The 15,190-nt window shown below is 53.0% G+C and carries 15 protein-coding genes; 5 read left to right on the top strand and 10 right to left on the bottom strand.

Annotated features, from left to right (window positions below; translation table 11 throughout):
* Positions 1-12: 12 nt before the first annotated feature.
* Entirely contained in the window at positions 13-1,431 is a 1,419-nt protein-coding gene (locus tag CJP72_RS02520) for a glutamate synthase small subunit (RefSeq protein ID WP_162379331.1), read from the top strand.
* A 94-nt stretch (positions 1,432-1,525) separates the two neighbouring features.
* Here CJP72_RS02520 and nanQ read toward each other — a convergent pair whose 3' ends face one another.
* From nanQ to nanR, 5 genes are all read right to left on the bottom strand, one after another.
* Entirely contained in the window at positions 1,526-1,993 is a 468-nt protein-coding gene (gene nanQ / locus CJP72_RS02515; protein ID WP_162379533.1) for an N-acetylneuraminate anomerase, read from the bottom strand.
* The gene (nanK, locus tag CJP72_RS02510; RefSeq protein ID WP_162379330.1) at positions 1,993-2,865 is read right to left on the bottom strand and encodes an N-acetylmannosamine kinase; all 873 of its coding nucleotides are present in this window, start codon (positions 2,863-2,865) and stop codon (positions 1,993-1,995) included. Before nanK ends, nanQ begins: the two co-directional genes overlap by 1 nt.
* Positions 2,866-2,986: 121 nt before the next feature.
* Positions 2,987-4,477, bottom strand: a complete 1,491-nt coding sequence (locus tag CJP72_RS02505; protein ID WP_162379329.1) for an MFS transporter — start codon at positions 4,475-4,477, stop codon at positions 2,987-2,989.
* A gap of 109 nt (positions 4,478-4,586) precedes the next feature.
* The gene (gene nanA / locus CJP72_RS02500; RefSeq protein WP_162379328.1) at positions 4,587-5,480 is read right to left on the bottom strand and encodes an N-acetylneuraminate lyase; all 894 of its coding nucleotides are present in this window, start codon (positions 5,478-5,480) and stop codon (positions 4,587-4,589) included.
* A 135-nt stretch (positions 5,481-5,615) separates the two neighbouring features.
* Positions 5,616-6,407 carry a transcriptional regulator NanR gene (gene nanR / locus CJP72_RS02495; protein WP_162379532.1) on the bottom strand — a complete coding sequence of 264 codons (792 nt, stop codon included), beginning with the start codon at positions 6,405-6,407 and terminating at the stop codon, positions 5,616-5,618.
* A gap of 386 nt (positions 6,408-6,793) precedes the next feature.
* On the opposite strand from nanR, the gene dcuC reads away from it, so the two are divergent.
* Positions 6,794-8,161, top strand: a complete 1,368-nt coding sequence (gene dcuC / locus CJP72_RS02490) for an anaerobic C4-dicarboxylate transporter DcuC (RefSeq protein ID WP_162379327.1) — start codon at positions 6,794-6,796, stop codon at positions 8,159-8,161.
* Between the two features lie 43 nt (positions 8,162-8,204).
* On the opposite strand, the gene sspB is transcribed toward dcuC, so the two are convergent.
* The 5 genes from sspB to zapE form a co-directional block, all read right to left on the bottom strand.
* Positions 8,205-8,708 (bottom strand): ClpXP protease specificity-enhancing factor, encoded by a 504-nt coding sequence (gene sspB / locus CJP72_RS02485; RefSeq protein WP_162379326.1) that lies wholly within the window; start codon positions 8,706-8,708, stop codon positions 8,205-8,207.
* A 5-nt stretch (positions 8,709-8,713) separates the two neighbouring features.
* Positions 8,714-9,352, bottom strand: a complete 639-nt coding sequence (gene sspA / locus CJP72_RS02480) for a stringent starvation protein SspA (RefSeq protein ID WP_162379325.1) — start codon at positions 9,350-9,352, stop codon at positions 8,714-8,716.
* Positions 9,353-9,667: 315 nt separating this feature from the next.
* Positions 9,668-10,060 (bottom strand): 30S ribosomal protein S9, encoded by a 393-nt coding sequence (gene rpsI, locus CJP72_RS02475; protein WP_003025138.1) that lies wholly within the window; start codon positions 10,058-10,060, stop codon positions 9,668-9,670.
* Between the two features lie 15 nt (positions 10,061-10,075).
* The gene (gene rplM, locus CJP72_RS02470; RefSeq protein WP_024551131.1) at positions 10,076-10,504 is read right to left on the bottom strand and encodes a 50S ribosomal protein L13; all 429 of its coding nucleotides are present in this window, start codon (positions 10,502-10,504) and stop codon (positions 10,076-10,078) included.
* 274 nt (positions 10,505-10,778) lie between these two features.
* Positions 10,779-11,903 (bottom strand): cell division protein ZapE, encoded by a 1,125-nt coding sequence (gene zapE / locus CJP72_RS02465; RefSeq protein WP_162379324.1) that lies wholly within the window; start codon positions 11,901-11,903, stop codon positions 10,779-10,781.
* Between the two features lie 192 nt (positions 11,904-12,095).
* On the opposite strand from zapE, the gene zapG reads away from it, so the two are divergent.
* From zapG to degS, 3 genes are all read left to right on the top strand, one after another.
* The gene (gene zapG, locus CJP72_RS02460) at positions 12,096-12,494 is read left to right on the top strand and encodes a Z-ring associated protein ZapG (RefSeq protein WP_162379323.1); all 399 of its coding nucleotides are present in this window, start codon (positions 12,096-12,098) and stop codon (positions 12,492-12,494) included.
* A gap of 167 nt (positions 12,495-12,661) precedes the next feature.
* Positions 12,662-14,029: a serine endoprotease DegQ gene (gene degQ, locus CJP72_RS02455; protein WP_162379322.1), complete on the top strand. Its 1,368-nt coding sequence runs from the start codon at positions 12,662-12,664 to the stop codon at positions 14,027-14,029.
* Between the two features lie 89 nt (positions 14,030-14,118).
* Complete coding sequence (gene degS / locus CJP72_RS02450; RefSeq protein WP_162379321.1) at positions 14,119-15,186, top strand: outer membrane-stress sensor serine endopeptidase DegS; 1,068 nt, start codon at positions 14,119-14,121, stop codon at positions 15,184-15,186.
* Positions 15,187-15,190 lie beyond the last annotated feature (4 nt).

The raw sequence follows: 15,190 nt of genomic DNA, 5'->3' as shown, positions 1-15,190 counted from the left end.
GGGGTAGCAGCAATGAGTCAAAACGTATACCAATTTATCGACCTGCAGCGCGTTGATCCGCCGAAAAAACCGCTGAAGATTCGCAAAATCGAATTTGTTGAAATCTACGAGCCGTTTTCCGAAGGTCAGGCTAAAGCGCAGGCGGATCGCTGTCTCTCCTGCGGCAACCCGTACTGCGAGTGGAAATGTCCGGTTCACAACTACATCCCGAACTGGCTGAAGCTGGCGAATGAAGGGCGTATTTTTGAAGCGGCGGAGTTGTCTCACCAGACCAACACCCTGCCGGAAGTATGTGGTCGCGTCTGCCCGCAGGACAGACTGTGCGAAGGTTCCTGTACGCTGAACGATGAGTTTGGCGCGGTGACTATCGGCAACATCGAACGCTATATCAACGATAAAGCCTTCGAGATGGGCTGGCGTCCGGATATGACCGGCGTACGCCAGACCGACAAACGTGTGGCCATCATTGGTGCAGGTCCCGCAGGGCTGGCCTGTGCCGATGTGCTGACCCGCAACGGCGTGAAGGCGGTGGTGTTTGACAGGCATCCGGAGATCGGCGGCCTGCTGACCTTTGGTATTCCTGCGTTCAAGCTGGAAAAAGAGGTGATGACTCGCCGCCGTGAAATCTTCACCGGCATGGGTATTGAGTTCAGGCTCAATGTTGAAGTGGGGCGTGACATCCAGCTCAGTGACCTGCTGAAAGAGTATGATGCCGTCTTCCTCGGTGTCGGGACGTACCAGTCTATGCGCGGTGGTCTGGAGAACGAGGATGCCGATGGCGTGTTTGACGCTCTGCCATTCCTGATTGCCAACACCAAACAGCTGATGGGCTACGGTGAAACCACCGACGAGCCGTTCGTCAGCATGGAAGGCAAACGCGTGGTCGTTCTCGGCGGCGGCGATACCGCGATGGACTGTGTGCGTACCTCCATTCGTCAGAATGCCGCGCACGTAATCTGTGCCTATCGTCGCGATGAAGAGAACATGCCGGGTTCAAAACGCGAAGTGAAAAACGCGCGTGAAGAAGGTGTCGAATTCCAGTTCAACATTCAGCCGCTGGGCATTGAAGTGAACGCGAACGGCAAGGTGAGCGGCGTGAAAATGGCGCGCACCGAGATGGGTGCCCCGGATGCAAAAGGTCGTCGTCGCGCGGAGATCGTTGCCGGTTCCGAACACGTTATTCCGGCAGACGCGGTGGTGATGGCATTTGGTTTCCGTCCGCACAGCATGGAATGGCTGGCGCAACACAGCGTTGAGCTGGATTCTCAGGGGCGGATTATCGCACCGGAAGGCAGCGACAACGCCTTCCAGACCAGCAATCCGAAAATCTTCGCCGGCGGTGATATCGTGCGCGGTTCGGATCTGGTGGTAACAGCAATTGCCGAAGGTCGTAAAGCCGCTGACGGGATCATGAACTGGCTGGAAGTGTAAGCCTCAGTGCCGGATGGCGGCCTCACTGCCTCATCCGGCCTACCGTTTTGCGTACATTCCAGGCCGGATAAGGCGAAGCCGCCATCCGGCTTTTTTATGCGTTGAATAAACTCGCTCGCACCTTCACGACCACCTTCTTGATCTCCCGTGGAACATCAACAACACAGCCCGGCTTATGCGGCTCTCCGGGCATAAATACTGCAAACATGCCCGGTTTCAACAGCAGCGCATGTTCATTGTCAATGTGCGTACACAGCTGATAATCATCCTCAAGATGCATCTCTTCACACTGACGCGCAGAGCCGGTGATGCCGAACAGAATACGTTCCTCCCCCGTCAGCAACAGTTGAATATCAATGTACTTTTCATGCAGTTCCGCCTTCTTCTCCTGCGAAGGCTGTGTGGCAAACTGCATCACATTCATAAAGATATCGTCACCACGCAACTCAACGCGCCCTGGTGCTTTTTCCTGTGGCCGGGCTGCTAACGCCAGCGTCAGTGCCTCTTCCAGTACCGGATGTAACCCCGCAGTTGGTAGCAACTGCATGTCTCCCATTATCATCATCTGCCTCCCTGAGCTATCAACGCAGCCCCTAATAACCCGGCGTCATGCCGGTAATGTGCCGCACTCAACGCCACGTGATACACCGACGGCTCCTGCGCCAGAAAGTGACGAACCTGCGCCAGATACCCTTGCGCCAGGCCCACGCTGCCGCCAATGACCACCCGCTGGCAATCAGTGGTGGCTTTCACATCAGCAATTAAGCGTGCCAGCACCTGGGCGGAATGTTGGACCAACCGTATTGCCTGCTCATGCCCTTCGGTCGCCCGGGCAAATATCGTTTTTGCATCACAGCCGGTAAGCTCACCCTGAGCTGCCGCCGCGATCCCGCGCCCGGAGGCGATCGCTTCCACACAGCCCACGCGACCGCAGCCACACACCGGCCCCTGCGGATCCGCCAGCGTATGTCCCAGATGTCCGGTAAGTCCCCCCACTCCGGTCAGTAATTTACCGCCGCTGACGATGCCTCCCCCGACGCCAGTTGAAACCGTGATAAACACCATGTCGCTGATATCTTCCGCAATGGCATGGTATTCCGCCCAGGCCGCTGCCTGAGCATCATTCACCGCCAGCGCGGGTAAACCGGTCAGTTCCTCTAAGGTGTGTACCAGCGGGAAATGCATCAGCCCGCCCAAATTTTGCGGATTAATCGACAGTAATACGCCCTGATGAATAATGCCGGTCGAGGCAATAGCCACCCGTTTCGCCTGAGTTTGCAGCGGCTCAATCAGCACTTTTAAGGCTTCACGCAACGCATCCGGTGTTTTACTGGCAGGGGTGGGACGTTCACAGCGTTCACGAATCTGCAGATCATCGCCCACCAGCGCGGCGGCCAGTTTGGTGCCGCCAATATCTATTGCCAACGTCGTCATTGCGCCTCCTGATGCCACTGACAACGGGATTCCAGTCGCGTGATAGCAGTACATCTTTTATCAGGTAACAACATGCTTCTTCCCCTACAAAGATTGCCCGGTACGCGACCGGGCAAGCGGATCAACTTTTCGTTTTCACTAAGGCGCTTTTGTCACCGCCCAACGGTACGACGCCGCTAAACGGTTTGCCGTCGATAGCGTCATGGGTACGTAGCGCTTCTGGACGCAGCCAGCGCTGAACGCGGGTCGGCATATCAAGACCAATCAGCAAGATCACCACAAACGTCAGGCTAAAGGAGAGCGATCCCAGGGCGGTGCCCAGATCCAGGCGCTGCGCGATCAATGCACCAAGGATCGGCGCCAGCGCGCCACCAAGGGCACCCACGTTATAGGTAAAGCCCAGACCTGCCGCGCGCTGGTCGGTATCAAAATATCCGCCAATCAGTTTTGGCAGGATCCCTGAGATCCCCTGCCCCAGCATCTGCTGGAAGAACAGCAGTAAACCCAATACCCATACATTTGAGCCACCAATGGCAAAGACCGGGATAATGAGTAACTGTGAGGCCAGCAGGCTGCAAACATAGGCTTTGCGGGTACCCAGCCAGTCGCCAAGGAAACCGCCCACGCAGCAGCCTACCGCCGCGCCAAATCCGCTGAAGAACAGGACATTCGCCACCGTGTGCGGGTCATAGGACAGTTCAGTTTTGAGATAAGTCGGGAGTAATGCCTGAATAGGCCAGGAGTAGAGGAACGCAAACAGCACCACCAGCATAAGCGTGACGCCTGTTGGCCAGCGTTTACCGCTACTCTGCACCATAAAGCTGATGAAGATGACGGCGCACAGCAGGCCTAAAGCCGCCACAATTGCGGCATTGTGCAGATTGCCTGCGAAGCAGAACCACAGAGCGGTCGCCGCCACGATGGTCATCAGGATATTAATGACCCGATGCTCGCCCCGGTAGAGAATATCGACCATGGTACGTACCGGCGCTTTTCCTTCATGTTTCTCTTTCCAGTCTTCCGCTTCCGGAATATTTTTCCGCAGCCACAGGGCAAAGACGATCGGTAAAATGCCAATGAAAAAGAGGACTCGCCAGCCCCAAATGGGCACCACCAGACTGTAGACCTGGGCTGCGATAACCGCGCCAATAGAGAAACCGGAGATCAAAAATCCGCTGGCTTTGTTACGCAGTTGCTTCGGCCAGCTCTCAATCACGTAGGTAGCGCTTGAACCATATTCGCCTGCCATGCCCATACCAATGACCAGACGAGCGATAAACATGGTGGTGTAACCGGGGGCAAAACCGCAGGCCAGCGTACCGACGGAAAAAAGGATAATGCTACTGACCATTGCCAGACGGCGACCGTAACGGTCCCCCATGGCGCCAAGCATCAGCCCGCCGAACCAACGGGAAATAAAGGCTGCCGAGATCAAACTTGCCGCCTGAACCGTCGTCAACCCAAACTCACTTTGTACATCAGTCAATACAAGTGCAATTAATACAAAATCAAATCCATCAAGCACATACCCTAACCAGGCGGCAGAAAATGCCCGCCACTGTGCACGGTTGAGATGGCGATACCACGGGATGCTCTGGGCATAAGTACTCATTTTACTCTCCCGACGATTTTTGTTGTTGTGCCGGATGACGACATTGCCTTATCCGGCCTACGTTCGATATCAGTAGGCCGGCCTGGTAAAGCGCCCTGGCTATCCGCTGTTACGCCTTTTCCGCCAGCAGTTGGTTGGCCAATGCTTGCAGTTCTGGCAGATATTTTTCATCCACAGGCGCAAACGGTTTGCGACATAGCGGAACAGAGACAACATCCATGTAGTGCAGCACGGTTTTCAGACCACGGAACACGCCCACTTTGATCAGCAGGTCGATCACCTTGTTACATTCGCGCTGTAACTGCTGCGCTTTAGCAATATTCCCTTCTTGCAGAGCCTGTACGATCCCCATGTAGCGCCAGCCCATAATGTTGTAGGTGCTGCCGATCCCACCATCCGCGCCCGCCAGCAGACCGGAAGCGAAGATCTCGTCGTAACCGTTGTAGAGCACCAGATCAGGATGCGCGCGACGGATCTGCTCCATCTGATAGAGATCGCCTGAAGTCTGTTTCAGGGCGCCAACGCCTGGCAACGTGACCAGCGTGTTTATTTGATCCAGCGTCAGTTTGACACCGCTCAGCGCCGGGATGTTGTAAACCACCATAGGTAATCCATCAGCAGAATCGATAATCGCACGGTAGTGATCGCAATGTTCTTCAAAGCTGAACGGGTAGTAGAACGGTGTCACTGCGGAGACAGCATCAAAACCGTAACGGTTGGCCGCGGCTGCCAGCTGCTGACTTTCTGCCGTGCTGACGCACCCCACATGAGCAATCAGGGTGATTTTTCCTTTGCCCTCTTCTGCCACGATTTCAAGCACTTCTTCGCGCTCGGCAAGGCTTTGCACGAAGGCTTCCCCGGTGGAACCTCCGACATATACCCCATCAATTCCCTGATCAATGTTGAATCGCACCAGGCGGCGCAGGCTGTCTTTATCAACTTTCTGCTGGGCGTCGAAAGGGGTCAGGAGTGCGGGCATCACGCCACGTAAATTGCTTGCCATAAATACCTCGTAGTGGTGTTTAAAACTGATTAACTGTGTACCTTTATACCTGTTATACCAGATCGTTTTTACGACAGCGTAATACAGAAAGCTTATTGTGCGATCGACTTCACTAAACCGATCGCAATACGGGGATTACTTGCGGGATTTTTTGGCTTTACCGAAGGCGTGCCAGGTGGCAGAAACGCTGTTGAGGTGGCATTGCAAAGCGCGATCCGCTTCGTCAGGATCATGGGCGCGGATCGCATCGACAATCGCGATATGCTGTTGATAACTCACACTGTTATGTTCATACAGCGCTTCATCGGCAACTTTCGGACGCGCAGCGATCAGCCAGTCGAGCAACGCGACGTGGATCGCCATAAAGATCGGGTTGCCGGGGATCTCTGCCAGCACGCGGTGAAAATCGACATCGGAGCGAATGAACTGGCTATTGTCATCCAGCGACTGACTGTTGATCTCCAGGGCTTTGCTCAGCAGGGCTACCTGTTCGTCTGTAGCGTGCTCAGCGGCGTAACGCACCAGGCTCGATTCAAAGAAAAGGCGTAACTGCTCAAAATGCGCAATGCCGCCAGGATGCGAGAGAAAATCTTTCGCCATACCGGAAAGTTCGCTAATGATGGTGTCCGCTGAGGGGCGCGAGACGCGCGCGCGTTCCCCGTTGTTGATTTGCACCAGACCTTTGCGTTTCAGCGCGGCCAGCGCTTCACGCACCGACGGGCGTCCGACGTTAAAGAATGCCATCAGTTCGCGCTCGGACGGCAACGGTTCCCCTTCGCCAAATTCACGGCGGCGGATCATCTGCTCCAGCTCTTCTTCAACCATTTCAGAGAGTTTTTTGCGTGCCAGCGGGCGGCGGCGCAAACTGTTACCGATGGTGGATGGAGAATCTTCTGCTTGCGAATCAAATGCGTTCATAGCGTCCAGTCTGATGAATTATGACCAACAACAACAAAAGTCATCCTAACACAGGATCGAAAGCGAGGTGAAATGCTCCGACTTTTCCATACAGAAGATAAACGATCCCCGCTTTTTCTGATTATACATGATTAATTCAGCCCGCTATTTATCCCTCTATTCTCTCTTTATTTACTCTTTCTTTTTAAACGATACGGTTCTTCTGTTCGAGTTGGTGAAATTTAAGAATATGCTCTTGAAAAATAATCATAACAATATGTTTTTAAACAAAATAATTAAATATTCAATTTAAAAATACGATATCCACGCCATAAAAACCGTAAAGAAAAATATAACATCCGCTCCAGCACACCATCATCACCTGATTCATCTTCTTTCTGGCATGGAGTGAGAAAATGTTCGGCATAATAATTTCTATTATCGTTTTAATGACGATGGGTTATCTGATCCTCAAAAACTATAAACCCCAAATAGTCCTGGCTGCTGCGGGGATCTTCCTGATGCTATGTGGCGTCTGGTTAGGTCTGGGATCGCTACTGGATCCAGCCAAAAGCAGCGGTTATCTGTTGGTTGATATTTATAATGAGATCCTGCGCATGCTCTCAAACAGGGCAGCCGGATTAGGGTTGTCCATCATGGCGGTGGGGGGATACGCCCGTTATATGGACAGGATGGGGGCCAGTCGGGCAATGGTGAGTCTGTTGAGCCGGCCACTGAAACTGATCAAATCACCCTATATTGTTCTCGCCGCGACCTATGTGATCGGACAGATCATGGCACAATTTATTACCAGCGCATCGGGGCTGGGAATGCTATTGATGGTCACGCTTTATCCGACGTTGGTCAGCCTGGGTGTGAGCCGTCTTTCTGCGGTGGCTGTCATTGCAACATCAATGTCGATTGAGTGGGGGATTCTCGAAACAAACTCTATTTTCGCAGCGCAGGTCGCCGGAATGAAAATCGCGAGCTATTTCTTTCAGTACCAACTTCCTGTCGCTACCTGCGTTATTGTTGCTGTCGCTATCGCCCACTTTTTCGTTCAACGCCGATTTGACCAAAAGGCGACGGCAGAGAGCGGGCACCCCGTGGAGCAACGCACGCTTGAGGATGTCCCTCCGCTGTATTACGCGCTCTTACCCGTCATGCCGCTCATTCTGATGCTTGGCTCACTCTTGCTGGCGCATACTGGCTATATGCAGTCAGAACTCAATTTGGTCGTGGTGATGCTGATGAGCATGACCATCACGATATTTGTGGAATTCATTCGCACGCACAATCTTCGGGAAACGATGGACGACGTTCAGGCGTTCTTTGATGGTATGGGCACCCAGTTTGCGAATGTTGTCACGCTGGTGGTCGCGGGTGAAATTTTTGCCAAAGGTTTAACCACCATCGGTACCGTAGATGCCGTGATCAAAGGCGCTGAGCATTCCGGTCTGGGCGGTATTGGCGTCATGATCATTATGGCGATCGTCATTGCGGCCTGCGCAATCGTGATGGGGTCTGGCAACGCGCCATTTATGTCTTTTGCCAGTCTTATCCCGGATATCGCCGCAGGTCTTCACATTCCCGCTGTCGTTATGATCATGCCGATGCATTTTGCTACAACACTGGCGCGTGCGGTTTCACCGATCACCGCCGTCATTGTTGTGACGTCCGGCATTGCGGGCGTCTCTCCCTTTGAGGTCGTTAAGCGTACGGCAATCCCCATGGCAGTAGGATTCGTGGTGAATATGATTGCTACTATCGTATTATTTTATTAGCGGACAGTAGAATACAAAACAGGCCCTAAGGGCCTGTTCGAATTTATTTTACGACACGGAGTGCCGGTCGACCACCACGCGGCGGTGGCGGCGGATCGTCATCGGGACGGTCGTCATCATTATGATCAGGCTTATCACCCTCGATAACTGACATTACCGTCTCACCCTCGACGCCGGAGGCTTCGTCATCATCATTGATACTGGTGACGTCTTCGTCGTAAGCGGCTTCAGGCTCGAACATCGTCCCCGCACCATTCTCACGCGCATAAATCGCCAGCACAGCAGCAAGTGGGACGGAAACCTGGCGAGGGACGCCGCCAAAGCGCGCATTGAAACGCACTTCGTCATTCGCCAACTCCAGGTTCCCCACCGCACGAGGCGCAATGTTCAGCACGATTTGCCCGTCACGTGCATATTCCATAGGGACATGCACGCCTGGAAGCGTCACATCCACCACCAGATGCGGCGTTAGCTGGTTATCCAGCAGCCATTCATAAAATGCACGCAGCAGGTATGGACGGCGTGGGGATAGCTGTGACAAATCCATACAGATTAACCCCGACCGAGGCGCATTTCACGCTCAGGTTCGGTTAGCGACGCCAGGAAAGAGTCACGTTCAAAGACGCGAGTCATGTAACCTTTCAGCTCTTTTGCACCCGCACCACTGAACTCAATACCCAACTGCGGCAAACGCCACAGCAATGGGGCCAGGTAGCAATCGACCAGGCTGAATTCATCGCTCAGGAAATACGGTTTCTGACCAAATACAGGCGCAATCGCCTGCAACTCTTCACGCAGTTGTTTGCGTGCAGCGTCAGCTTCAGAAGCAGACCCGTTTACGATGACATTCATCAGCGTATACCAGTCTTTTTCTATACGGTGCATGTACAGGCGGCTTTCACCGCGAGCAACCGGGTAAACCGGCATCAGCGGCGGATGAGGGAAACGCTCATCAAGATATTCCATAATGATGCGAGATTCCCATAGGGTCAGCTCACGATCCACCAGTGTCGGTACGCTCTGATTCGGGTTGAGGTCAATCAGATCCTGAGGTGGATTGTCCTTTTCCACGTGTTCGATCTCGAAACTAACACCTTTCTCAGCCAGCACAATGCGGACCTGATGGCTATAGATGTCAGTAGGACCAGAAAACAGCGTCATTACCGAACGTTTGTTGGCAGCGACAGCCATGAAAACCTCCAGGTATATTCAGAATTTTTACTGCTACCAGCCACCAGGTGACCAGTCAGAAGTTATGTTTCCCATCTTCGGAAAAGCCATCACTGTTCAAAAATCAAACAAAAGATGAACAATACTCGATATTTGGGCAGAAAATTGGATGATAGTTTACCAGATTTTGTGACCTTTGTGGTGAGTCGATTCTGGAAATGGGCAAAAAGAGGGCGTTAATCGGAGGATAGCGGTACGTTTGGCGGCGATTTATCCATAAAAAAACCCGCCGAAGCGGGTTTTTCGCCAACGGTGTTCTGCGTGAGCAGAAACCAATTAACGTTTGGAGAACTGCGGACGACGACGTGCTTTACGCAGACCGACTTTCTTACGTTCAACCTGACGAGCATCACGAGTAACGAAACCAGCTTTACGCAGTTCGCCACGCAGGGACTCGTCGTACTCCATCAGAGCGCGGGTGATACCGTGACGGATCGCACCAGCCTGACCAGAGATACCACCACCTTTAACGGTGATGTACAGATCCAGTTTCTCAACCATGTCGACCAGTTCCAGCGGCTGACGAACTACCATGCGGGCAGTTTCACGACCGAAGTACTGTTCCAGAGAACGTTGGTTGATAACGATTTTACCGCTGCCCGGTTTGATGAAAACGCGAGCTGCGGAACTTTTGCGGCGACCAGTGCCGTAGTATTGATTTTCAGCCATTGCCTATAATCCCGATTAGATGTCAAGAACTTGCGGTTGCTGTGCCGCATGGTTGTGCTCGTTGCCCGCGTAAACTTTCAGTTTACGGTACATAGCACGACCCAGCGGGCCTTTTGGCAGCATGCCTTTAACCGCGATTTCAATCACACGCTCAGGACGGCGAGCAATCATCTCTTCAAAGGTCGCTTGTTTGATACCGCCGATGTGGCCAGTGTGGTGATAGTACACTTTGTCAGTACGCTTGTTGCCGGTTACAGCAACTTTGTCAGCGTTCAGAACGATGATGTAATCACCGGTATCTACGTGCGGAGTGTATTCCGCTTTGTGCTTACCGCGCAGGCGACGAGCCAGTTCAGTAGCCAGACGGCCCAGAGTTTTACCGGTCGCGTCAACAACATACCAGTCGCGTTTTACGGTTTCTGGTTTAGCTGTAAAAGTTTTCATTAAAAGCTTACCCAAATAAATTAGTTACACGTTGGTGAACACCCAAACGTTTAAAAGTTGAGGCTCACACGACAAAGTCCGGCAAACCTACCCCTTCGAATAGCCTATGCCAGCACATAGAAAGTTTTGGGAAAAAAACCTTCTCGTAACGTGGGGTCGCAAGATTATAGAGAAGTCGCGGTCAAAGATCGACCCCTAAATGTGATTAATCGCAAGGTTTTCGGGCATACACATTACGTGCCCTGATGCTCTCTCCGACGGGAGGGGAAGCATCCTAAGGCATATGCGGGCGCTTCAGATACTCCTCGCTCTGCATCTCCTGTAAACGCGACAGACAACGCTGGAATTCAAACTTCAGGCGCTCACCCTGATAGATGTCATATAAAGGTGCAGCGGCACTGACGACCAGTTTGACGTGGCGCTCATAAAACTCATCCACCAGAGCAATAAAGCGACGCGCTTCACTCTCCATCAACGGCGTCATCACGGGAACATCAAACAACAACACCGTATGAAAAAGACGCGATAACGCTATGTAGTCATGCTGACTACGGGCATCCACACACAGTGTCGTGAACGAGACCGCCAGCGTTTGGTTTTCCACGCCCAGGGTTGCGAGTGGGCGATGGTTCACTTCCAGCGTCGGCGCGCGCTCACGCTTTGTCCCCGCAAGCGCCAGCCAGAGCGAATCCATCTGCTGTTGCGTATCATCGTTGAGCGGAGCGAGCCACAAATGCGCCTGAGTCAGCGTACGCAGGCGATAGTCTACTCCGGCGTCAACATTCATGATGTCGCAGTGCTGTTTTATCGCGTCGATGGCCGGAAGAAAACGCGCGCGTTGCAAACCGTTACGGTACAAATCGTCCGGCGGAATGTTGGATGTCGCCACCAGCGTAATACCGCGAGCAAACAGCGCCTTCATTAATCCGCCAAGCAGCATCGCATCGGTAATATCCGAGACAAAAAATTCATCGAAACAGAGCACATCGGTCTCTGCTTTAAAACGATCGGCAATGATCTCCAGTGGATCGCTTTTCCCCTGCAAGGCGGTCAGTTCTTCATGTACGCGCAGCATAAAGCGGTGGAAATGCAGTCGCTGTTTACGTTCGCCCGGCAGACTGTGATAAAACAGATCCATCAGCCAGGTTTTCCCGCGCCCTACCCCGCCCCACATATACAGACCGCGCACCGGTAAACGTGCTGCTGGCTCACGTTTTCCCAACAATTTGCCAAAACGGGCCATCAGTCCGCTGGCCTGTGGCTCAGGGGAGATGCCGCTCGTCAGCTCCTGGTAAATGGTTTCCAGTCGGTTAACCGCTTCTTTTTGTACGTCGTCGGGTTGATGGCTTCCCTCGTTGAGGGCCTGGAGGTAACGCGATGTCGGGGAAAAGCTTTGCATGATGTTATTGTTATTCCTTGAGAATCGATGTGCCGTCGTTCACGGTTGACGAAAAAAAGGCCGTTCTACACTACGCGATATAAAGTCGGGATTCCACTTCTACGGGATTAGCGGTTATAGTGGCATAATCAGGCGCAGGCATGGAGCCTAAAGCCAACACCCTACGGAAACAAAAGACAACGGGAGATGTTCATGACCTGGGAATATGCGCTAATTGGGTTAGTCGTCGGTATCATCATTGGTGCCGTAGCCGTGCGTTTTGGTAATCGTAAATTACGTCAACAGCAGGCATTGCAGTACGAACTGGAAAAGAACAAAGCTGAGCTTGAAGAGTATCGTGAAGAGCTGGTCAGCCACTTTGCCCGCAGCGCTGAGCTGCTGGATACCATGGCGCATGATTATCGCCAGCTGTATCAACACATGGCAAAAAGCTCCAGCAGCCTGCTGCCGGAACTGTCTGCAGAATCTAACCCGTTCCGTAATCGCCTGGCAGAGTCTGAAGCTGGCAACGATCAAGCGCCGGTTCAGATGCCACGTGACTATTCCGAAGGCGCGTCGGGCCTGCTGCGTGCGGGCACCAAACGCGGTTAACCACACAACGTAAATAATTTTATTGGGCGCAGTCATTGCGCCCTCTCTTCTCTCCTGTCCCAGCTATTATTTAGTCAGCAGTCTCATTGTTGCCAGGTCGAAAATTCAATAACATCAAACTGTTTTGAATCGTCTTTCCTTTCACTCAAGGTACGAGAGCAGGATCCATGAAAAAACAAACCCAGTTGTTGAGTGCATTAGCGTTAAGCATCGGTTTAACGCTCTCAGCGCCGTTTCAGGCCCTCGCGTCAATACCGGCTCAAATTCCAGGCCAGGCAGCGTTGCCAAGCCTCGCCCCAATGCTGGAAAAGGTACTGCCTGCCGTGGTTAGCGTAAGAGTCGAAGGAACGGCAGTCCAGGGGCAAAAAGTCCCGGAAGAGTTCAAAAAGTTTTTTGGCGATGAGTTGCCAGACCAACCGTCACAGCCTTTCGAAGGTTTAGGGTCTGGGGTCATCATCGATGCCACGAAAGGGTATGTCCTGACCAATAATCACGTTATCAGCCAGGCGCAGAAGATCAGCGTCCAGCTAAATGACGGGCGCGAATTCGATGCCAAACTGATCGGCAGTGATGATCAAAGTGATATCGCTCTGCTGCAAATTCAGAAAGCCAGCAATCTGACGCAAATTGCCATCGCCGATTCCGACAAGTTGCGCGTAGGGGACTTTGCCGTCGCCGTCGGTAATCCGTTTGGGCTGGGGCAAACGGCGACTTCCGGTATTGTGTCTGCACTGGGGCGTAGCGGACTGAATCTGGAAGGGCTGGAGAACTTTATTCAGACTGACGCGTCCATTAACCGTGGTAACTCCGGCGGTGCCCTGCTCAACCTGAACGGCGAACTGATCGGGATTAACACTGCCATACTTGCCCCCGGTGGCGGCAGTATCGGGATTGGGTTTGCTATCCCGAGCAACATGGCGCGTACACTGGCACAGCAACTGATCCAGTTTGGAGAAATCAAGCGGGGTCTGCTGGGCATCAAAGGCATGGAAATGAGTGCCGATATCGCCAAAGCGTTCAAACTTGACGTACAGCGCGGCGCATTTGTCAGTGAAGTACTGCCAAACTCGGGTTCCGCAAAAGCGGGCGTGAAGTCCGGTGATGTCATCACCAGCCTTAACGGCAAGCCACTCAACAGTTTTGCCGAGTTACGTTCACGTATTGCCACCACGGAGCCAGGCACCACTGTGAAACTGGGCCTGCTGCGTGACGGTAAACCCCTGGAGGTCGACGTGACTCTGGACTCCAACACATCATCATCCGCCAGTGCTGAGATGATCGCCCCTGCACTGCAAGGCGCGACGTTAAGTGATGGTCAATTGAAAGATGGGAGCAAAGGCATCAAGATTGATAATGTTGAAAAAAGCAGCCCAGCCGCGCAGGCGGGTTTACATAAAGATGACGTCATTGTCAGTGTAAACCGCGATCGCGTGAACTCTATTGCCGAAATGCGCAAGGTGCTGGAAGCGAAACCGTCAATCATTGCCCTGCAAATCGTTCGCGGTAATGAGAGCATTTATTTGCTCTTACGTTAAGTCCGTCGTGAACCGGGCATCAGCCTCGCATGTGATGTCCGGTAAACTCGTGGTATGCTGCAGTTCCCTTTTTTAATGACGCCTCCATCATGCTTGTGAAGCTCTTACGTTCAGTCGCGATTGGTTTAATTGTCGGCGCCATTTTGTTGGCTGCTATGCCGTCGCTGCGCAAAATAAATACTCTTACGGCTCCGCAATTCGACAGTACCGATGAGACGCCCGCCAGTTACAACTCGGCGGTTCGCCGTGCGGCGCCTGCCGTCGTAAACGTCTATAACCGCAGTATGAACAGCACGGCGCATAACCAGCTTGAGATTCGTACGCTGGGCTCCGGTGTGATCATGGATCAGCGCGGTTATATCATCACGAACAAGCACGTCATTAACGACGCCGATCAGATAATCGTCGCCTTGCAGGATGGACGCGTATTTGAGGCGCTGTTGGTGGGGTCCGATTCGCTGACCGATCTGGCCGTATTAAAAATTAATGCCGCCGGCGGACTCCCGACGATTCCGATAAACTCGCGCCGTATCCCGCATATCGGCGACGTCGTTCTGGCTATCGGCAACCCGTATAACCTCGGACAAACCATCACCCAGGGGATCATCAGCGCGACCGGCCGTATTGGTTTGAACCCTTCAGGGCGCCAGAATTTTCTACAAACGGACGCCTCCATCAACCACGGTAACTCCGGTGGCGCGCTGATCAACTCGTTGGGTGAGTTGATGGGCATTAACACCTTATCCTTTGATAAAAGTAACGACGGCGAAACGCCGGAAGGCATCGGCTTCGCCATTCCGTTCCAGCTGGCGACAAAAATTATGGATAAACTTATCCGTGATGGTCGTGTGATCCGTGGCTACATCGGTATCGGCGGTCGCGAAATCGCGCCAATGCATGCCCAGGGCGGTGGGATAGATCAAATTCAGGGGATCGTCGTCAACGAAGTCTCACCGGATGGCCCGGCGGCTCAGGCGGGTATTCAGGTCAATGATTTGATCATTTCGGTGAACAATAAGCCTGCCGTTTCTGCGCTGGAAACCATGGACCAGGTGGCTGAAATTCGCCCAGGCTCCGTGATCGCCGTGGTCGTCATGCGGGATGACAAGCAATTAACTCTGCAGGTCACCATTCAGGAATATCCGGCAACGAACTGAGTTT

It is taken from the genome of Citrobacter sp. NCU1, from assembly GCF_010231475.1.
GTDB lineage: Bacteria > Pseudomonadota > Gammaproteobacteria > Enterobacterales > Enterobacteriaceae > Citrobacter_D.
The sequence above is the reverse complement of the archived record's forward strand: the minus strand, read 5'-3'. Positions and strand labels throughout refer to the sequence as shown.